General features: G+C 71.9%; 17 protein-coding genes. 7 read left to right on the top strand and 10 right to left on the bottom strand.

The window, feature by feature from the left end:
• The first annotated feature begins 76 nt into the window (after positions 1–76).
• Complete coding sequence (locus NUV38_RS13000) at positions 77–2,347, top strand: 5'-nucleotidase C-terminal domain-containing protein (protein WP_257729528.1); 2,271 nt, start codon at positions 77–79, stop codon at positions 2,345–2,347.
• The gene (locus tag NUV38_RS12995) at positions 2,347–5,112 is read left to right on the top strand and encodes an ExeM/NucH family extracellular endonuclease (protein WP_257729527.1); all 2,766 of its coding nucleotides are present in this window, start codon (positions 2,347–2,349) and stop codon (positions 5,110–5,112) included. Before NUV38_RS13000 ends, NUV38_RS12995 begins: the two co-directional genes overlap by 1 nt.
• Positions 5,113–5,301: 189 nt before the next feature.
• Here NUV38_RS12995 and NUV38_RS12990 read toward each other — a convergent pair whose 3' ends face one another.
• Together NUV38_RS12990 and NUV38_RS12985 are read right to left on the bottom strand one after the other, a co-directional pair.
• Positions 5,302–6,960 (bottom strand): phospho-sugar mutase, encoded by a 1,659-nt coding sequence (locus NUV38_RS12990; protein WP_257729526.1) that lies wholly within the window; start codon positions 6,958–6,960, stop codon positions 5,302–5,304.
• 56 nt (positions 6,961–7,016) lie between these two features.
• On the bottom strand, positions 7,017–7,808 hold the full coding sequence (locus tag NUV38_RS12985; RefSeq protein WP_257729525.1) for a purine-nucleoside phosphorylase: 792 nt from the start codon (positions 7,806–7,808) through the stop codon (positions 7,017–7,019).
• 185 nt (positions 7,809–7,993) lie between these two features.
• On the opposite strand from NUV38_RS12985, the gene NUV38_RS12980 reads away from it, so the two are divergent.
• Entirely contained in the window at positions 7,994–8,206 is a 213-nt protein-coding gene (locus NUV38_RS12980) for a hypothetical protein (protein ID WP_257729524.1), read from the top strand.
• 136 nt (positions 8,207–8,342) lie between these two features.
• Here the strand turns inward: NUV38_RS12980 and NUV38_RS12975 are convergent, their stop codons facing one another.
• On the bottom strand, positions 8,343–9,161 hold the full coding sequence (locus NUV38_RS12975; protein ID WP_257729523.1) for an aldo/keto reductase: 819 nt from the start codon (positions 9,159–9,161) through the stop codon (positions 8,343–8,345).
• Positions 9,162–9,204: 43 nt separating this feature from the next.
• A complete protein-coding gene (locus NUV38_RS12970; RefSeq protein WP_257729522.1) occupies positions 9,205–10,320 on the bottom strand; it encodes a citrate synthase 2 in 1,116 nt (371 codons plus the stop codon).
• Between the two features lie 80 nt (positions 10,321–10,400).
• Between NUV38_RS12970 and pdxH the strand changes: the two genes are divergently transcribed.
• Complete coding sequence (pdxH, locus tag NUV38_RS12965; RefSeq protein WP_257729521.1) at positions 10,401–11,057, top strand: pyridoxamine 5'-phosphate oxidase; 657 nt, start codon at positions 10,401–10,403, stop codon at positions 11,055–11,057.
• A 12-nt stretch (positions 11,058–11,069) separates the two neighbouring features.
• Here pdxH and NUV38_RS12960 read toward each other — a convergent pair whose 3' ends face one another.
• Positions 11,070–11,348: a hypothetical protein gene (locus tag NUV38_RS12960; protein WP_257729520.1), complete on the bottom strand. Its 279-nt coding sequence runs from the start codon at positions 11,346–11,348 to the stop codon at positions 11,070–11,072.
• Between the two features lie 50 nt (positions 11,349–11,398).
• On the opposite strand from NUV38_RS12960, the gene NUV38_RS12955 reads away from it, so the two are divergent.
• Positions 11,399–12,667 carry an MFS transporter gene (locus NUV38_RS12955; protein ID WP_257729519.1) on the top strand — a complete coding sequence of 423 codons (1,269 nt, stop codon included), beginning with the start codon at positions 11,399–11,401 and terminating at the stop codon, positions 12,665–12,667.
• Positions 12,668–12,877: 210 nt separating this feature from the next.
• On the opposite strand, the gene NUV38_RS12950 is transcribed toward NUV38_RS12955, so the two are convergent.
• Positions 12,878–13,594: a hypothetical protein gene (locus tag NUV38_RS12950; RefSeq protein ID WP_257729518.1), complete on the bottom strand. Its 717-nt coding sequence runs from the start codon at positions 13,592–13,594 to the stop codon at positions 12,878–12,880.
• An 88-nt stretch (positions 13,595–13,682) separates the two neighbouring features.
• Positions 13,683–15,038, bottom strand: coding sequence for a deoxyribodipyrimidine photo-lyase (locus NUV38_RS12945; protein WP_257729546.1), 1,356 nt, complete (start codon positions 15,036–15,038; stop codon positions 13,683–13,685).
• A gap of 46 nt (positions 15,039–15,084) precedes the next feature.
• Here NUV38_RS12945 and NUV38_RS12940 point away from each other — a divergent pair, with 46 nt between their 5' ends.
• Complete coding sequence (locus tag NUV38_RS12940) at positions 15,085–15,774, top strand: metal-dependent transcriptional regulator (protein ID WP_257729517.1); 690 nt, start codon at positions 15,085–15,087, stop codon at positions 15,772–15,774.
• Positions 15,775–15,801: 27 nt separating this feature from the next.
• Here the strand turns inward: NUV38_RS12940 and NUV38_RS12935 are convergent, their stop codons facing one another.
• From NUV38_RS12935 to NUV38_RS12925, 3 genes are read right to left on the bottom strand one after another with little or no spacing between them, the layout of a single operon-like run.
• Positions 15,802–16,719, bottom strand: coding sequence for an NAD(P)H-binding protein (locus NUV38_RS12935; RefSeq protein ID WP_257729516.1), 918 nt, complete (start codon positions 16,717–16,719; stop codon positions 15,802–15,804).
• The gene (locus NUV38_RS12930; protein ID WP_257729515.1) at positions 16,716–17,522 is read right to left on the bottom strand and encodes a DUF1295 domain-containing protein; all 807 of its coding nucleotides are present in this window, start codon (positions 17,520–17,522) and stop codon (positions 16,716–16,718) included. Before NUV38_RS12930 ends, NUV38_RS12935 begins: the two co-directional genes overlap by 4 nt.
• Positions 17,519–18,826, bottom strand: coding sequence for a cyclopropane-fatty-acyl-phospholipid synthase family protein (locus NUV38_RS12925; RefSeq protein ID WP_257729514.1), 1,308 nt, complete (start codon positions 18,824–18,826; stop codon positions 17,519–17,521). The genes NUV38_RS12930 and NUV38_RS12925 overlap by 4 nt, the downstream gene beginning before the upstream one ends.
• Before the next feature lie 143 nt (positions 18,827–18,969).
• On the opposite strand from NUV38_RS12925, the gene NUV38_RS12920 reads away from it, so the two are divergent.
• Positions 18,970–19,419, top strand: a complete 450-nt coding sequence (locus tag NUV38_RS12920; protein ID WP_257729513.1) for a PGPGW domain-containing protein — start codon at positions 18,970–18,972, stop codon at positions 19,417–19,419.
• Positions 19,420–19,428: the final 9 nt, after the last annotated feature.

The raw sequence follows: 19,428 nt of genomic DNA, 5'->3' as shown, positions 1-19,428 counted from the left end.
GGCACGTTCCAGAGCTGGTCCGGGCGCAGTCGTGCCATCGGGGGGCCGACTCGACGACCCGAAGGATCGCTCTCACGTGAAGACACGTCTGCGCCGCGCTGCGGCCGCACCCGCTCTTGCCCTCGGCACCACCCTCGCGCTCGGAGCAGGCGTCATCGCCGCGGCTCCGGCCCAGGCCGCCGACGATGTCACCATCCGGCTGCTCGACATCAACGACTACCACGGTCGCATCGACGCCAACACGGTGAAGTTCGCCGGCACCGTCGAGCAGCTGCGGGCCGAGGCGGGGGAGGCGAACACGCTGTTCCTGTCGGCCGGCGACAACATCGGCGCCTCGCTGTTCGCGTCCGCCACGCAGCAGGACGCGCCCACGATCGACGTGCTGAACGCGCTCGACCTCAAGGTCTCCGCCGTGGGCAACCACGAGTTCGACCGCGGGTTCGCCGACCTCACCGGCCGGGTCGCCGACCGGGCGGACTTCTCCTACCTGGGCGCCAACGTCGTCTCCAAGGCCACCGGCGAGCCGGCGCTCCCCGCGTACGAGACCTTCGAGGTCGGCGGGCTCGACGTCGCCGTCGTCGGAGCGGTCACCGAGGAGACGCCCTCGCTCGTCTCGCCGTCGGGCATCGCCGACATCGAGTTCACCGACCCGGTCGAGGCGGTCAACGACACCGTTGCCGAGCTCGAGGCGTCGGCGACTCCGCCCGACGTCGTGGTCGCCGCGTACCACGAGGGAGCCGGGGCCGGGACCCCCGACGGCGCGACCCTGGAGCAGGAGGTGGCCGCAGGCGGCGCCTTCGCCGACATCGTGCAGAAGACCGACGCCGAGGTCGACGCGATCTTCACCGGCCACACCCACAAGCAGTACGCCTGGCAGGCCCCGGTGCCCGGCGAGGCCGGCAAGACCCGCCCGGTGCTGCAGACCGGCAGCTACGGCGAGTTCATCGGCAGCATCGACCTGACCGTCGACGGCGACACCGGCGACGTCACCAGCACCGCCACCAACGCGGCGCGCACCACCACCGACGACGCCACCCTGGTGAGCCGCTTCCCGCGCGTGGCCGAGGTCAAGACCATCGTCGACGCCGCGCTCGCCAACGCCCAGGAGGTCGGCAGCAAGCCCGTCGCCGAGGTCACGGCCGACGTCACCACGGCCTACGCGGGCGGCAACCGAGACGACCGCTCCAGCGAGTCCACGCTCGGCAACCTGGTCGCCGACGCCCAGCTCGCAGGCGTGAAGGACACTCCAGCCGGCGCCGACCTGTCCGTCGTCAACCCCGGCGGCCTGCGCAACGAGCTGCTGTTCGAGGGAACCGGCGGCTCCAACGCCGACGGCGTGGTCACGTTCGCCGAGGCCAACGCGGTGCTGCCCTTCACCAACAACCTCAGCTCGGTCAGCCTCACGGGTGCCCAGCTCACGCAGGTCTTCGAGGAGCAGTGGCAGCGCGACGCCGACGGCAACGTGCCGTCGCGCCCCTACCTGCAGCTCGGCACCTCGAGCAACGTCGCCTACACCTTCGACCCGACCCGCCCCGAGGGCGAGCGCATCACCTCGCTGCGCGTCGACGGCGAGCAGGTCGGTGCCGACACGACGTACAAGGTCGCGGTGCCGTCGTTCCTGGCCTCCGGCGGTGACAACTTCCGGACCTTCGCCGAGGGCACGGCGGTCGACACCGGGCTGCTCGACTACGAGGTCTGGATCGACTACCTGGGCGAGAACAGCCCCGTCGCCCCCAGCTTCGCCCGGCACGCCGTGCAGGTGGAGGGACTCCAGTCCTCCTACGAGGAGGGCGACACGCTCTCGTTCACGCTGCCGAAGCTCGACCTGACGTCGCTCGGCAGCCCGCAGACCCGCAGCGTCACCGCCACGCTCTACTCCGGCGACACCCCGTACGACCTGGGTGAGTTCCCGGTGAGCGACGGCGCCGCCACCGTGGAGCGCGCCCTGCCCGACGGCGTCACCGGCGACGTGCGCGTCGAGGTCGAGGCGAGCCCGACGGGGACCACGGCGGTCCTGCCGCCGTTCTCGATCGAGCAGTCCGGCGCCGACGCCAGGCTCGACGTCGTCACCCTGCCCTTCGTCAAGCAGGGCTCGCCGTCGCTGCTGGTGGCCCGTGTGAAGGGCGGCGAGGGACGCGCCAGCGGCACCCTGACGGTCACCGACGCCGCAGGCACGAAGCTCGGGTCGGCGAGGCTGACCCGCAGCGGCGTCGCCGTCCTGCTGCTCGACACCCGCCGGCTGTCGGCGGGCGCACAGGTGCTCACGGCTGCCTACAGCGGTGACGACACCTACGCCCCGGTCGAGCGTGACCTGAAGGTCACCGTCGTCGCGAAGAAGAAGCGCTGATGCGCGGCGTGCGCGCCGGCGCCGTCCTGACGGCGGGCGCCGCACTGGTCGCCGGCCTCGTGGGTGCCTCGCCGGTCCAGGCCGCGCCCGAGGGCGACGGTCTCGTGATCGGCGAGGCCTACCTGAACGGCGGCAGCAGCGGGGCCACCTACCTCAACAAGTTCGTCGAGATCGAGAACCCCACCGACGAGCCGATCGACGTGTCCGGCTGGTCGCTGCAGTACCGCTCGTACTCCTCGACCGGCGCGTTCACCGGCGTCATCGCCCTCGGCGACCACCACGTGGAGCCCGGCGGCACGCTGCTGGTCTCGGGCAACGCCAACGCCTCGAACGGCCAGGCGCTGCCCACGCCCGACGTCACGTCGTCGATCGCGTTCTCGGGCAACGCCAACGGCGGCACCCTGGCGCTCGTCCGCTCCACGTCGGCGCTGAGCGGCGACCGAGCGAGCGTGCTGGCGTCCGACCAGCTCGTCGACCTCGTCGGCTACGGCGCGTCCGCCACCTACGAGGGCAGCGGCCCCGCTCCCTCGGGGTACTCGGTCACCTCGTCGTTGCAGCGCACGGACGCGCAGGACACCGACGACAACGCGGCCGACCTGCGCGGTGGCGCGCCGACGCCGCAGGCCTGCGGCACCGACTGCGACGGGAGCGGCACGCCGCCCGAGCCTCCGGCCGACGTCACGATCGCCGAGATCCAGGGCACCGGCTCCGCCAGCCCGCTGGTCGGTCGGACCGTCACCACCAGCGGCGTGGTCACCGCCACGTACCCGTCGGGCGGCTTCGACGGGCTCTACCTCCAGACCGAGGGCACGGGCGGCACCGCTCCCGCGGACCGGACGGCCTGGGTGGGTGTGTTCGGCGCGTGGGCCGCCAGGGCGGCCGACGTCGAGATCGGCGACCACGTCGAGGTCACCGGCACGGTGGCCGAGAGCTTCGGGCTCACCCAGGTGTCGCCGACCGCCGGTGGCTGGAAGCAGCTCGCCGACCCGGCCCAGGCCGTGAAGCCCACGCCGCTCACCCTGCCGCTGGGCGAGGCGCAGCGCGAGAGCCTCGAGGGCATGCTCGTGGCGCCCGAGGGCCGCTACACGATCACCAACAACTTCGGCACGAACACGTTCGGCGAGATCGGTCTCGCCGCCGGCGACACCGGGCTCCCGCAGCCCACCGACGTCGCCCGCCCGGGATCGGCGGAGTACGACGCCGTCGTGGCCGACAACGCGCGGCGCCTCATCACCGTCGACGACGGTGCCGGCATCAACTTCACGAGCGGCGGCAAGAACACGCCGGTGCCGTGGCTGCGTCCCGACAACGAGGTGCGCGCCGGTGCTCCGGTCACGTTCACCGGTGACGACCTGGTGCTCGACTACCGCTTCAGCCTGTGGCGGCTCCAGCCCACCCAGCAGCTGACCGCCGGCGGCGACGAGCCGATCACGATCGGCAGCACGCGGGTCGCCGCTCCGAAGGACGTCGGCGGTGACGTGAAGATCGCGTCGTTCAACGTGCTCAACTACTTCACCCTCACCGGGGAGGCGTACGAGAAGTCCGGTGCCGGCACCTGCACCTACTACTCCGACCGCAACGGCAACCGGGTCACCGTCAACTCCTGCACCAACGACGGACCCCGCGGTGCTGCCGACGACGCGAACCTCCAGCGCCAGCAGGCCAAGATCGTCAACGCCATCGACGCCCTCGGTGCCGACGTCGTCTCGCTGGAGGAGATCGAGAACTCCGCCGCCTTCGGCATGGACCGCGACACCGCGCTGCGTGCCCTCGTGGCCGCGCTCAACGAGAAGGCAGGCCGTGAGGAGTGGGCGGCCGTCGCGTCACCCACCCGGGTTCCCGAGCGCGAGGACGTGATCCGCACGGCGTTCATCCACCGCGTCGGTGTCGTCGAGCCGGTGGGGGAGTCCGTCATCGACGACGACCCCGCGTTCGACAACGCCCGTGACCCGCTGTCGCAGGAGTTCCGGCCCGTCGGCGGCACGGAGCGCGACGACTTCCTGGTGGTCGTGAACCACTTCAAGTCCAAGGGCTCGGGCTCCGGCGAGGACGCCGACACCGGCGACGGCCAGGGTGCGTCGAACGCGTCGCGCGTCCGCCAGGCCACGGCGCTGGTCGCCTTCGCCGACGAGCAGAAGGCGGCGGCCGGCACCGAGACGGTGTTCCTGACCGGCGACTTCAACAGCTACAGCAAGGAGGACCCGATCGCGGTCCTCGAGGACGCCGGCTACGTGAACGTCCCCGCGACGTACACCGACAAGACCACGTACCAGTTCGGTGGTCTGCTCGGCTCGCTCGACCACGTGTTCGCCTCGCCGGCCGCGGTGGACAAGGTCACCGGTGCCGACGTCTGGGACATCAACGCCGACGAGTCGCTGGGGCGTGAGTACAGCCGCTACGACAACAACGTCACGCGGCTGTACGACACGAGTCCCTACCGGGCCAGCGACCACGACCCGGCGATCGTCGGGTTCACGGCGAAGCAGAAGGAGCCGGAGGTCGGCCCCACGCGCATCGCGGTGACCGGCTACACCGCACCGCCCAAGGTCACGCTCACGGCCACGGTGGCCGGAGGCGACGTGAAGGCCGACGGCGGCGTGCTGCTCGTGCTCGACGGCTGGCGCCCGGTCGGCGTCGCGAAGGTCGTGGACGGCACGGCCTCGGTGCGGCTCTCCGGGGTCGGCAGGGGCAAGCGGACCCTGACCCTCCTCTACTCCGGCGACCGCCGCATCAAGCCCGGGGTGACGCTCTACCGCACGCGCTGAGGCCCTCGCTGGTCGAGTAGCGGGGGCGGCGAGCGCCAGCGAGCTCGGTCCTGCGTATGGAGACCACTCCGGGGTGGTCTCCATGCGTCGCGGCTACGCCCTTGGTGCGACGGCTCCACCGTCCCCACGAGCTCGCCGTCGCTCGCCGTGGGCACTACTCGACCAGCGGGAATCTCACGGACGCTCGGGTCAGGCGAGGCCGAGAGCGACGGCGAGGTCCGTCTTGACGGCCTCGAGCGTGGCCGAGGCCTCCTCGCGGGCGACCTCGACCGAGTCGGTGACCGGCACGACCACCTCGACGTAGCACTTGAGCTTCGGCTCGGTGCCCGACGGACGGCAGATGATGCGCGCGGAGTCGATCGCCGCCCGCTGCCCGGCACCCCCGCCGGACGGCAGTCCGAGGCCGAGCCGGATGCCGTCGGTGGGAGGGAGGCCGGCGTACCCGTCGGCCAGGTCGTCGACGGACGTCACCTCGAGCCCGGCGAGCAGGCGAGGCGGGGTGCTGCGCAGGGTGCTCATGGCCGTCGCGATGATCGACAGGTCCTCCACGCGCACCGAGAGCTGGCCCGTGGCGTGCAGCCCGTGCTCGCGGTACAGGTCGTCGAGCAGGTCGAGCAGCGTCCGACCCTGGGCCTTCAGCTCGGCGGCGAGCTCGAGCACCGCGAGGATGGCCGAGACACCGTCCTTGTCGCGCGCCACGTGCGGGGCGACGCTGTAGCCCAGCGCCTCCTCGTAGCCGAACACGAGGTCGTCGATCTTGCCCAGCCACTTGAAGCCCGTGAGCGTCTGCTGCCAGCGTCGGCCGTGCGCGGCGGCCTGGCGGCCGAGCATGTCCGACGACACGATCGACGACCCGTACGTGCCCACGGCGCCACGCCGCAGCAGCAGCTCGGCGAGCAGGACACCGGTCTGGTCGCCGGTGAGCATGCGGAACCCCTCGCCGTCGCGCACGCCCACGGCGCAGCGGTCGGCGTCGGGGTCGTTGGCCACGATCACGTCGGCCTGCACCTCCGACGCGAGCTTGAGCGCCAGGTCCATGGCGCCGGGCTCCTCGGGGTTCGGGAACGCGACGGTCGGGAAGTCGGGGTCGGGGTCGCCCTGCTCGCGGACGACGTGGAGCGGCGCGAAGCCGGTACGGCGCACGACCTCGACCAGCGTGTCCCGCCCGACGCCGTGCATGGGCGTGTAGACGGCCACCACATCGCGTGGCCCGTCGTGCGCGAGGTCGACGACGGCCTGCACGTACGCCTCGGCCACCTCCGGCCCCACCACCGTGTAATCGTCGCTGCGCGGCAGCTCGTCGACGCGTCCGACCGCGTCGATGAGGGCGGAGATGTCGGTGTCGGCGGGAGGGACGATCTGGCTGGAGTCGCCGAGGTAGACCTTGTAGCCGTTGTCCTGGGGCGGGTTGTGCGACGCCGTGACCATGACACCCGCGGAGCAGCCCAGGTGCAGGATCGCGTGGGCGAGCACGGGGGTCGGCAGGTGCGTGGGCAGCAGGTAGGCCCGCACGCCCGCCGCGTGCATGATCTCGGCGGTGTCGCGCGCGAACACGTCGGAGTTGTGACGGGCGTCGTAGCCGACGACGACCGACGGGTCGTCGGGCGTCTCGCGCAGCAGGTAGGCCGCGAGACCCGCTGCGGCCTTGGCCACGATGACCCGGTTCATCCGGTTCGGCCCCCCGCCGAGCGCGCCGCGCAGCCCGGCCGTGCCGAACTGCAGCCGCTCGTCGAAGCGGTCGTGCAGCGCGTCCAGGTCGTCGGCGTCGACGAGGGCCTGCAGCTCGGCACGCGTGACCGGGTCAGGATCCTGGTCGATCCAGTCGAGGGCGAGGTCGACGACGGGCATGGTGCCTCCTGGCTGGCGGTGCTGGTGGGAGCGGTACGGGTCGGGTGCGGCGCCGACTAGATCCGGGGGATGACGTCGGCGAGCAGGGCGCCCATGCGGCTCGCGGCCGCCTTGCCGGCCTCGAGGACCTCCTCGTGGTTGAGGGGCTCGCCGGAGATGCCGGCGGCGAGGTTGGTCACGAGCGAGAGTCCGAGCACCTCCATGCCGGCCTCGCGTGCCGCGATCGCCTCGAGCGTCGTCGACATGCCCACGAGGGTGCCGCCGATCGCGCGCACCATGGCGATCTCGGCGGGCGTCTCGTAGTGCGGCCCGGGGAACTGCACGTACACGCCCTCGTCGAGCGAGGGGTCGACCTCGCGGCACAGGGCCCGCAGGCGCGAGGAGTAGAGGTCGGTGAGGTCGACGAAGTTCGCGCCCTCGATCGGCGAGGTGGCGGTGAGGTTGATGTGGTCGCTGATGAGCACGGGCGTGCCGGGCGTCCAGCGGGGGTCGAGCCCGCCGCAGCCGTTGGTGAGCACGACGGTGCGGACACCGGCAGCTGCCGCGGTGCGGACGCCGTGGACGACGGCCGCCACCCCCTTGCCCTCGTAGAAGTGCGTGCGTCCGAGGAACACGAGGGCGCGGCGTTCTCCGACCTGCACCGAGCGCACCGTGCCGCCGTGGCCGGCGACCGCCGGGGCACTGAAGCCGGGCAGGTCGGCGAGGGCGATCTCGTGGTCGGGGGTCCCGAGGGCGTCGGCGGCGGGCAGCCAGCCCGATCCCATCACGAGAGCGACGTCATGGGTCGCCCCGTCGGTCCGGTCGGCGAGGGCTTCCGCGGCTGCGCGGGCAAGTTCGGCAGTGGTCACCGGTCCACCCTACGAGACGTGACGGACGCCACCGGCTCGGGCGAGACGCCGCGGCGCCCGGTTCGGGGAGCCGAAGGTCCCGACGCGGCACCGGTCAAAAGAGTGACTAGCCAGGACTAGTCCTAAAGAACTAGTTCCGTGTAGTCTCCTGTGACCAAGGGGACGAACGAAAGGACTCCGGAGTGATGACGATCCGCACGCGCAGGGTGCTCGCCTCGAGCGTCGCCGTGCTCGCCGCCGCCGCGGCGCTCGTGCTCGTGCCGACCACGGCGCAGGCAGCGCCCCAGGCCGGGATCCAGCCGCTCGTCACCCAGGGCATCCAGCCGCTCGACACCGACGGCATCCAGCCGCTCGGCACCGACGGCATCCAGCCCCTCACCACGGTGGCGACCGCATGACGCACTGAGACTTCCGGTCTGTCGGGGGACGGGCCGGACGGTGGAGCATCTCGGGGGGATGGTCCATCACACACGACGAGACCCTGGCCGTTCGGGGGGATGGCCAGGGTCTCGTCGCGTGCGCACGCGGTGCGCGTCAGTTGAACTCGGAGGGGTCGGGGCCGGTGCGCTCGTCGCGGTTCAGGGTGCTGATGCGCTGCAGTTCCTCGTCGGTGAGGGTGACCTCGCTGGCCGCGAAGTTGTCGGCGATGCGCTGTGGCGTGACCGACTTCGGGAACACGACGTTGTCGAGCGCCAGCTGCCAGGCGAGCACGACCTGGCCCGGCGTGGCGTCGTGGGCCTCGGCGATCTCGACGATCGAGGCCTCGTCGAGCACCTTGCCCTGGGCGAGCGGGCTCCACGCCTCGGTGACGATGCCGTGCTCGGCGTGGTACGCCCGCAGCACGTCCTGGGTGAGTGCCGGGTGCAGCTCGACCTGGTTGACCGAGGGGGTGGTGAGACCCTCGTCGGCGAGGCGCTGCAGGTCCTGCACACGGAAGTTGGAGACACCGATCGAGCGCACACGGCCGTCGGCCTTGATCTGCTCGAACGCCTTCCAGGTGTCGACGTAGGTGTCGTGGGCCGGGGTGGGCCAGTGGATGAGGTAGAGGTCGAGGACGTCGAGCCCGAGCTTGCCCATGCTGGTGTCGAAGGCGCGCAGCGTGGACTCGTGGCCCTGGTCGTCGTTCCACAGCTTGGTGGTCACGAAGACCTCGTCGGCGAGCCCCGTGGCCTTGAGCGCGGCGCCGACGCCCTCCTCGTTGCCGTAGATCCTGGCGGTGTCGATGTGGCGGTAGCCGACCTCGAGGGCCTTCTCGACGGCCGCCTGCGTCTCGGCGGGGTCGATCTGGAACACCCCGAACCCCAGCTGGGGGATGGTGGTTCCGTCGTTCAGGGAGATGTCGCGAACAGTCATGCCTCCACGGTAGGTGCGTGCCGGCGACACGCACGCCGACCGCTCAGGCGCCCCAGCTGGGGTCCCAGCCCTCGACCTCGTCGGCGCGTCGGGGGTCCGGGCCGGTGTAGATCGAGGAGGGCCGGATGAGGCGGCCCTTGTTGTACTGCTCCAGGATGTGGGCGCTCCAGCCGGCCGTGCGTGCCGACGTGAACATGGCCGTGAACATGTTCGGCGGGACCTCGGCGAAGTCGAGCACGATCGCGGCCCAGAACTCCACGTTGGTCTCGAGGACGCGGTCGGGTCGGCGTGCACGCAGCTCGGCGAGGGCAGCCTGCTCGAGCGCCTCGGCCACCTCGGCGCGAGGCGCGTTGAGCTCCTTGGCGGTGCGGCGCAGCGTGCGGGCGCGGGGGTCCTCGGCGCGGTAGACGCGGTGGCCGAAGCCCATGAGGCGCTCGCCGGAGTCGAGCAGGTTCTTCACGTAGCCCTCGGCGTCGCCGGACTTCTCGACCTGCTCGATCATGTGCAGCACGCGCGACGGTGCTCCGCCGTGCAGCGGGCCCGACATGGCGCCCACGGCACCGGAGAGCGCGGCGGCCACGTCGGCGCCGGTGGAGGCGATGACGCGCGCGGTGAAGGTGGAGGCGTTCATGCCGTGCTCGGCGGCCGAGACCAGGTAGGCGTCGATGGCCTTCGCGTGGTCGGGGTTCACCTCGCCGCGCCAGCGCATCAGCATCCGCTCGACGATGGTGGCCTGCTCGTCGATGACAGCCTGGGGCACCATCGGCTTGCCGACGCCGCGGGCGGCCTGCGCCACGTACGACAGGATCATCACGGCCGTGCGGGAGAGGTCCTCGCGGACCTGCTCGGGGGTCTCGATGTCGTAGAGCTGGCGCAGGCCCCACGCCGGGGCGGTGAGGGCGATGGCGCTCTGCACGTCGGCGCGGATGTCGCCGGAGTGCACGGGGATGGGGAACGGCTCGGCGGGCGGCAGGCCGGGCTCGTAGTGGCCGTCGACCAGCAGGCCCCAGATCTTCTCGAACGGGACGCGGCCGACGAGGTCGTCGATGTCGACGCCGCGGTAGCGCAGCGCGGACCCTTCCTTGTCGGGCTCGGCGATGTCGCTCTCGAACGCGATGACGCCCTCGAGCCCGTGGTGAACCTTCACGTCTTCAGCCATGGCTGCATTGTGCCCTGGACCGCAGGTCTGGTGTGCGGCGCGTCCTGCCGGTGGGCCTGCGCCGCACTACCGTGGTGGTCATGTCCGGTTCCCTCGACGCGGCACGACTCGCGGCCATGCGCAGCGAGTACGAGAACGCGGGGCTCGACGAGGACACGGCCGGGGACGACCCGATGGACCTGCTGAGGCGCTGGCTCGACGAGGTCGTCGACGCGCAGGTCCCCGAGCCCAACGCGATGGCGCTCGCCACGGCCACGCCCGACGGTCTTCCGTCGGTCCGCACGGTGCTCATGAAGGGACTCGACCACCGGGGCATCACGTTCTTCTCCCACTACTCCTCCCGCAAGGGCGTGGAGCTCGCCGCGAACCCCCGAGCCGCGGCCACCTTGCTCTGGCACCCCGTGCAGCGCCAGGTGCGCCTCGAGGGACGGGTCGAGCGGTTGCCGGCGGAGGAGAGTGACGCCTACTTCGCGAGTCGACCGCGGGGCGCCCAGCTGGGCGCGGTCGCGTCGCACCAGTCGCGTCCGGTCGCCGACCGCGCAGCGCTCGAGGAGCAGGTGCGCGAGGCGACCGAGCGCGCGGGGGAGGCAGAGGTGCGACGTCCCTCCGCCTGGGGCGGGTACCTCCTGGTGCCGACCACCATGGAGTTCTGGCACGGCCGGCGCAACCGCGTGCACGACCGCCTCCTGTACCGCCACGAGGACGGCGGCTGGCACCGCACCCGGCTCCAGCCCTGAGCCCAACGAGACTCAGAGCGCGAAGACTGCCGTCACCACCGCCGGCAGCACGCCCAGCAGGGTCCACGGTGAGACGGGCGAGAGCCGGTGCACGAGCCGGCCGGCGGAGACGGCCGCGCAGCCGAGTGCTCCCATGACGAGCACGAGCACGACCGCCGCGTCGTGCCGCTCGCCGGCGAGCATCGCGACCGCGGCGGCCAGCGCTCCCAGCGGGAAGCAGGACACCGCGACGACGAGCAGGCTCACGATCCACTGCTGGACCTGCTGCGTCGTCATCGGTGGTCGGGCCATGACGTGATCCTGCCAGCGAGGGTCGGTCACCCATGCGCCAAGATCGTTGCGTGGGGAGACTGTCAGGGGTGGCCGGTGCGGTGCTGACCGACGTGCGTCCGCTGCGCGCATCACCGGCGTACCGACGGCTGTGGCTCGGCCAGACCGTCTCCGCGTTCGGCCAGCAGATGACGATCGTCGCGATCGCCTACGAGGTCTACTCGCTCACCACGTCGTCGTTCTCCGTCGGGCTCATCGGCCTGGCCGGACTCCTGCCCCTCGTGCTCGGCGGGCTCTACGGCGGTGCGCTCGCCGACGCCTTCGACCGGCGTCGGGTCGCCCTCGTGTCCGCCCTCGGGCTGTGGCTCTGCTCGATGGCCCTCGTCGCACACAGCCTGGCCGGCGTCGACTCCGTGGGCTTCCTCTACGGTCTGGTCGCCGTGCAGTCGGCGCTGTTCGCCGTCAACCAGCCCGCGCGGTCGGCCATGCTGCCGCGCCTGCTGCCGGCCGACCTGCTCCCGGCCGCCAACGCCCTCGGGATGGCCGCGACCAACCTCTCCTTCACCGCCGGGCCGCTGCTCGGTGGGCTGCTCATCGCGTGGAAGGGCGTCGACGCCGCCTACCTCGTCGACGTCGTGCTCTTCGTGGCCGCCCTCTACTCCCTGTTCCGGCTGCCGGCGCTGCCGCCGCTCACCCGCCAGCCGGTTCCGGGCCTCCGCTCGGTGGTCGAGGGCCTGCGCTTCCTGCGCACTGCCCCCAACGTGCGCATGACCTTCGTGATCGACCTGTTCGCCATGGTGCTCGCCCAGCCGCGTGCCCTGTTCCCCGCCCTCGCCGTGACCGTGTTCGCGACCGGCCCGGAGACCCTCGGGCTCCTGCAGGCCGCTCCGGGCATCGGCGCGGTGGTCGCGTTCCTCGTGTCCGGCTGGGTGAGCCGCGTGCACCGGCACGGGGTCGCGGTCGTGGCCGCCGTGTGCGTCTACGGCGCCGCGGTGTCGGCGGCAGGCGTGTCGGTGTTCTCCGGCGCGAGCCTGCTGTGGCTGTGCGTGCTCATGCTCGCCTGCTCCGGTGCGGCCGACATGGTCAGTGCCGCCTACCGGTCGACGATCCTGCAGACCGCGGCCCCCGACGAGCTGCGGGGACGCATGCAGGGCGTGTTCATCGTCGTGGTCGCCGGTGGCCCGCGGCTCGGTGACTTCGTGATGGGCTCGCTCGCCGGTCTGGCGGGGGAGGCCTGGGCGATGACGATCGGCGGGGCGCTGTGCGTGGCCGCCACGGCCTGGTTCGGCCTGCGGTCACGCGGCTTCCGGGCCTACGACGCGCGCGAGCCCACCCCGTAGCGCGACTCGGGCATCCGGCTCGACGGGCGCTCGACTCGTCAGAGGTAGGTAGCGCACCGAACGGGCACGTCGGAGGTAGATCTCGCACCTCATCGACGGCGCATGAGGTGCGAGACCTACCGCCGACGGTGGGGTTCGGTGCGTCACCTACCTCTGACCAGGGTGAGGTGCGCCATCTGCCTCTAACGCGGACGCGGGCGTGACGCGGGGTCAGGAGAAGCGGGCGAGGTCGATCTCGATCCACACCTGCTCGGCCCGACCCAGCAGCTCGCCGTCGACGGTGTGCAGGGCGGTGGCGGTGCGGAACTTGCGGCCGTCGCGCTCGCGAAGGAAGCCCGACGCGAGCAGCGCCTCGCCCGCAGCGGGGCGACGCAGCACCTCGGCCGTCATCCGGCCCAGCACCATCGGCTGCGCGGTGAAGTCGGCGGCCCAGCCGCCGGGGCAGTCCAGCGCCGCCCACGTGGTCGGGACGTCGAGCAGGCCGTCGCTGCCGGCCACGGCGGGATCGGGCGTCCAGGTGCCCGCCGTGCGCCCGTCACCCACCGGACCGGTGAAGAGTCGCAGGCCGTCGCCGGGCTCGCGCGCGGTGCCGCACGTGAAGCACAGGTCGAAGGGGTGCGACGAGAAGCCCTGGTAGGACGCGACGCCCTGCTCGGCCTCGGCGGCGCTCGGGGCGGCGAGCGGCTCGTGCTCGAAGCTCCCCGACGTCGCCTCGCCGATGAGTGCGCCACCGGCCGTGACGAGTCGCACCTCCTCGGGGTGGTCCTCCCAGGTGAGCGGGACCTCCAGCGGGGGCGGCTGTCGCAGGGTGGCCGTGACTACCGTGCTGCCGTGCCGCTCCTGCTGCTGCGCGGCGAGCAGCCCGCTCACCCAGCCGCCGTTGCCTGAGTGCTCCGGGCCGTTGAACCTGCGGGGGATCGTGGTCACGGGACCACCGTAACCACGCTGCTCGGTCGGGGCGACGACCCCGGTCCCGCCGCTGTCGTGTCAGGAGGCCAGGTGCCGGTAGCCCGGATCAGGAACGCATGGCCTCGTAGCGGCGCAACGACTCCTTGCGCTCCTCTGCGTGGTCGACCATCGGGCCGGGGTAGTCGGCCGGCGGCTCGTCCAGGCGCCACGGCTCGTGGACGAACCGGTCCGGCACGTCGCGCAGCTCGGGCACCCAGCGGCGCACGTAGGTGCCGTCGGGGTCGAACTTCTTGCCCTGCGACGTCGGGTTGAAGATGCGGAAGTACGGCGATGCGTCGGTCCCGCACCCGGCCACCCACTGCCACCCGTGCTGGTTGGAGCAGGGGTCGGCGTCGACCAGCAGGTCGAGGAAGTGGTCGGCGCCCACGGTCCACTCCAGGTGCAGGTCCTTCACCAGGAAGCTCGCCACGATCATCCGCACGCGGTTGTGCATCCAGCCCTCCGCCTGCAGCTGCCGCATGCCGGCGTCGACGATCGGGAAGCCGGTGCGGCCGTCCTTCCACAGCTGCAGGTCGCCGCCGGGGTGGTCGTACTCCATGGACTCGAACCGCTTGTCGTAGTAGCCCTCGAGCGTGTCGGGCCGGTGGTGCACGACGTCGGCGTAGAACTCGCGGAACGCCAGCTCGCGCGCGTAGGCCTCGGCTCCCTTGCCACCCCGTTCGGCCAGGTCGGCGAGCATGGTGCGCGGGTGGATGGTGCCCCACTTCAGGTGCACCGACATGCGGGACGTCGCGTCGCGGCCGGGCACGTCGCGCAGGTCGTCGTACTCGTCGACCTGGTCGATCCAGTCGCGCCAGCGGCGTCGGGCCGCCTCCTCGCCGAGCGGGGGGAAGATGACGCCCTCGGGCGGGTCGACGTCGGGCAGCTGGGTGGTGCGCACGTCGGCCTGGATCCACGGCACCGAGCGGACGCCCGGGGCCGGAGCGCGCCACCCGTGCTCCTTCCAGGCCCGGAAGAAGGGGGTGAAGACTCGGTAGGGCGTGCCGTCGTCCTTGGTCACCCGACCGGGCGCGACGGCGTACGACGAACCGGTGCGCACGAACGCCACGTCGTCGTCGGCCAAGGCCTTCTCGATGCGCTCGTCGCGGCCCGACTCGTACGGGCCGTAGTCGGCGGCCACGTGCACGCTCGACGCGTCGACGGCACGCGCCACCCGCGGCACGACCTCCTCGGGCTTGCCGTGCACCACCACCAGTCCGCCGACACGATCGTCGAGGTCGCGCAGCAGCCCCATGAGGTAGGCCAGGCGGGTCCGACCGTTCGGCCCCCAGTAGTGGTCGTCCAGCACGAACATCGGCACGACGCCGTCGGGACCGGCCTCGATGGCCTCGCGCAGGGCCGGGTTGTCGTTCAGCCGGAAGTCGGATCGGAAGCACATCACGGAGGTCGGCACGGGCACCATCCTCACGCGTGCACGCGGTGTCTGCACCTCATGGAACAATGGCCGCGTGAGCGAGCTGATCGACACCACCGAGATGTACCTGCGCACCGTCTTCGAGCTGGAGGAGGAGGGCATCGTCCCCCTGCGCGCGCGCATCGCCGAGCGGCTCCACCAGAGCGGACCGACGGTCAGCCAGACCGTGGCGCGCATGGAGCGTGACGGCCTGCTCACCGTCGAGGGCGACCGCCACCTCGAGCTGTCCGACAAGGGTCGCGCCCTCGCCACGCGCGTCATGCGCAAGCACCGTCTCGCCGAGCGCCTGCTCACCGACGTCATCGGGCTCGAGATCGAGTTCGTGCACGAAGAGGCCTGCCGCTGGGAGCACGTCATGTCCGAGCAGGTCGAGCGTCGGCTCGTCGAGCTGCTCGAGCACCCCACCGAGTCGCCCTACGGCAACCCCATCCCCGGGCTCGAGGAGCTCGGCGAGGTCGTCGACGACTCCCGGTTCCTGCACGGGGTCGAGCCGCTCACCAAGGCCGCCGGCCGTTCCGACGAGCCCGTCCGTCGCATCGTCCGGCGCATCGCCGAGGAGCTGCAGAAGGACACCGAGGTCATGTCGGTGCTGCGCCGCGTCGGCGCGCTGCCCGGCAACGACGTGCTCGTCTCCCGCGGTCACGACGGCGTGGTCGTCGCCCGCCAGGGCGAGACGGCCGAGATCGACTCCGACGCCGCAGCGCACATCTTCGTCTCGGAGTAGGCGCCTCGGCGCACGGCCGCCGCAGCGCTACGGACGCTGCGCGGCCTGGTGGAGCGCTGCCTCCACCGTCGTCGGCCCGCCGGGTGGTGGCCCCACGAGGTCGTCGAGGTCGCGCTCGGTGCACACCATGTCCAGCGCCAGGCTGTGCACCAGTGCGGCGTTGAGCGAGCTCGGGCCCGGAGCGACGGTGCCGACGAGCAGGCTGAACGTGTGGGGGAGCAGCACGGGGAACAGCAGCGTCGACGGCACGCGTCGGCCCGCAGCCCGTGCGTGGGCCTGGAGCAGCTCGCGGTACGTGACGACGTCGGGTCCGCCGACGTCGAAGCTGCGTCGCACCTCGCCCTCGAGGTCGGTCACGCCGACCAGGTAGTGCAACAGGTCCTCGAGCCCCACGGGCTGCATCCGGTGCTTCAGCCACGTGGGCCCGACGACGACGGGAAGGAGGCGGGTGGCGACCTCCATGAGGTCGAACGACGCCGAGCCGCGGCCGATCACCATGCCGGCGCGCAGCACCACCGCAGGGACGCTGCCGCCGAGGAGGATCTGGGCGACCTCGTCGCGCGAGGCCAGGTGCTCGGTCAGCTCGCTGTCCGCGGGCGGCAGCAGGCCACCCAGGTAGACGATGCGCCGCACACCTGCCTCGGCGGCCGCGGCGGCGAAGGTGTTCGCGAGCACCCGGTCGGCGGCGGCGTAGTCGTCGCCGTCGGACATCGCGTGCAGCAGGTAGTGGGCCACGCCGACGTCGGCCAGAGCACGGGCCAGGACCTGCGGGTCACCCGCGTCGCCCTGCACCACCTCCACCGACGACACCCAGGGTGCGTCGGGCAGGCGAGCGGGGTCGCGCACCAGCACGCGCACCTGGTGACCGCGATCGACGAGCCGCTCGGCCAGGTGTGCCCCGACGAACCCCGTGACGCCGGTGACCAGCACCGGTGCGGTGGTCACGCCTTCTTCGGGGGCAGAGGGATGAATCCGCTCGTGCGACGGACGTAGTCGTCGTAGCCGGGCTTGGTGCGCTTCATGCCCTTCTCGTTGAGCGAGGCGCCGGTGACCTTCGTGAGGAAGATCGTCATGGCGATCGGGCTGATGATCGTGGCCACACCGGCCCACGACGACGCCGCCACGAGCCAGATGCCGGTCCACACGCACGCGTCGCCGAAGTAGTTCGGGTGGCGCGTGTAGCGCCACAGGCCCTGGTCCATGACCTGGCCCTTGTTCTCGGGATCCTTCTTGAACCGGGCCAGCTGCCAGTCGCCCACGGCCTCGAAGAACAGGCCGACGGCCCACACGGCGGCGCCCAGCCAGCCGAGCCAGCCGATCGTGCCGATGTTGTTCATGCCCACCATCACGGGCGTGGCCACCAGGAACATCGCGATGCCCTGGGGGATGAACACCCGGGTGAGCGCGACCTGCCCGAACGAGCGTCCGTCCTTCTCGGCCAGCTCGGCGTAGCGGGGGTCCTCGTCCTTGCCGCTGTTGCGGTGGTGCAGGTACACCGCGAGCCGCACGCCCCACACGGCGGTGAGCACGAGCAGCAGCAGCTGGGTGCCCGGCATCCCGTCGCCGTAGCCGGTCACGAAGACCGAGACGACGGCCACCGCCACGAAGCCCAGCGGCCACGCGGTGTCGACCACGGTGAGCTTCTGGATGCGCACCGAGATGGCCATGCAGACGGCCATGAGGACGACGACCGTGAGCAGCCCGAAGCCGAGCGTGACCAGCGCGTGGGAGGTGTCGTTGGCGATCAAGCCAACCACTCCAGGGGGCTGGCCGGCATGTCGCTGCGGCCGGCGGGGGAGGGCTTCACGGCCAGGATCTGGTCGACGCCCATGCGGTTCTCCTCGAAGGCGAGCGACCCGCCGGCCAGGTAGAGGCGCCACACGCGGGCGGTCTCCTCACCGACGAGGGCCACGGCCGTGGCCCAGTTCTCCTCCAGGTTGGCGGCCCACCCGGCGACGGTCTGCGGGTAGTGCTCGCGCATGGCCTGCACGTCGCGGATCTCCAGGCCGGCGCCAGCGATGAGGCCGATGGTCTTCGCGATCGGCTTCATGTGCATGTCGGGGGCGATGTAGGTCTCGATGAACGGACCGCCGCCGGGTCGGTCGCCGGGCGCGTCGTTGCTGCGCGACATCTGCTGGATGAGCACGCGTCCGCCGGGGCGCAGGTAGCGCTGGATCGACTCGGTGAACACCACGTACTCCTCGTCGCCCACGTGCTCGCCCATCTCGATGGAGGCGATGGCGTCGATCGTGCCGTCGGCCACGCCGGCCCCGGCGAGGTCGCGGAAGTGGCGCAGGCTCACGTCCACGCGCCCCTGGAGCCCACGCTCGGCAGCGCGCTTCATGACGTAGTCGCGCTGCTCCGACGACAGCGTCACGCCCGTGACGTGCACGCCGTAGTGCGCTGCGGCGTGCAGGCTGAGCGAGCCCCAGCCGGAGCCGATGTCGAGCATCCGCATGCCCGGTCGAAGTCCGAGCTTGCGGCAGACGAGGTCGAGCTTGGCCGTCTGCGCCTCCTCGAGGGACATCGTCGGATCGGCGTGGAACCCGCTGGAGTAGGCCATCTGCGGGTCGAGGATGAGCTCGTAGAAGTCGTTCGACAGGTCGTAGTGGTGGCTGATGGCCGCCCGGTCGCGCTCGCGGCTGTGCAGCTCGCCGGTCAGGTTCGACTCGGCGGCCGGTGCGGCGGGGCGTCGGCCGATGGCGCCGAGGCGCACCGCGAGGTAGGCGCCGCGCAGCTTGAGGCGCAGGCTGATCTTCGGCCGACCGGCCTTGCCGTCGGCCTCGCGGGCCACGCGCACGGCCTCCCACATGGTGCGCAGGCCCTCGGCCAGGTCGCCCTCGAGGTCGAGGTCGCCCTGCACGTAGGCGCGGGCGACGCCGAGCTCGCCGGGGGAGTGCAGCACGTGCCGGACGGCGCGCTTGTCGCGCAGCACCAGGACGGGAGCGTCGGCCGGACCGGCCTCGCTGCCGTCCCAGAGCCGGAGCCGGACGGGCAGGGACATGTCGAGGGCGTCCTCGGCGAGGGACAGCAGGGCGGCGGCCTTGTTCATGGGTCAATCCTGGTCTGGTCGGCGTGGACCCGCCATCCGGGGTCCGCGAGAACCATTCGATGCCGCGGCCACCGTGGATCGGTGTGTCCAGGACCGCACGAGGTCCGCACCGCGGTGTGGGTGGACTAGGGCATCCTGTGGCCATGAAGCAGCAGCGTCGTGAGCGCGGCGTGCTCGAGCGTGTCGTCACCGAGACGCTGGGCTGGGTCCTGGTCGTGGTGGGGATCATCCTGTGGCCGCTCCCGGGCCCCGGACTCCTGATCATCCTCGCGGGCATCACGGTGCTCTCGCGCCAGCACGCCTGGGCGCGGCGGGCGCTGGGACCCGTGCAGGAGCGAGCCGTCGAGGCGGCGCGCTTCGGCGTCGCCACCTGGCCGCGCATCACCCTCAGCGCCCTCGGCGGGGTGTGGCTCTTCGCGCTCGGTGTCGTGTGGTGGATGTCGCCGACCATCCCGGAGTTCGAGGTGCTCGGCGTCGGCTTCGGGCCCCGACTTCCCGCGGCCGGATGGGCCACGGGCCTGGGACTGATGGCCTCCGCCGTGGTGGCGTGGGGTCTGCTCGTCTACAGCGTGCGGCGCTGGCGAACGCGGTAGTCTTCGCCC

It is taken from the genome of Aeromicrobium sp. 50.2.37 (assembly GCF_024655735.1).
Lineage (GTDB): Bacteria > Actinomycetota > Actinomycetes > Propionibacteriales > Nocardioidaceae > Aeromicrobium.
Note: the sequence above shows the minus strand (reverse complement) of the source record. Positions and strands in the feature narration are given on the sequence as shown.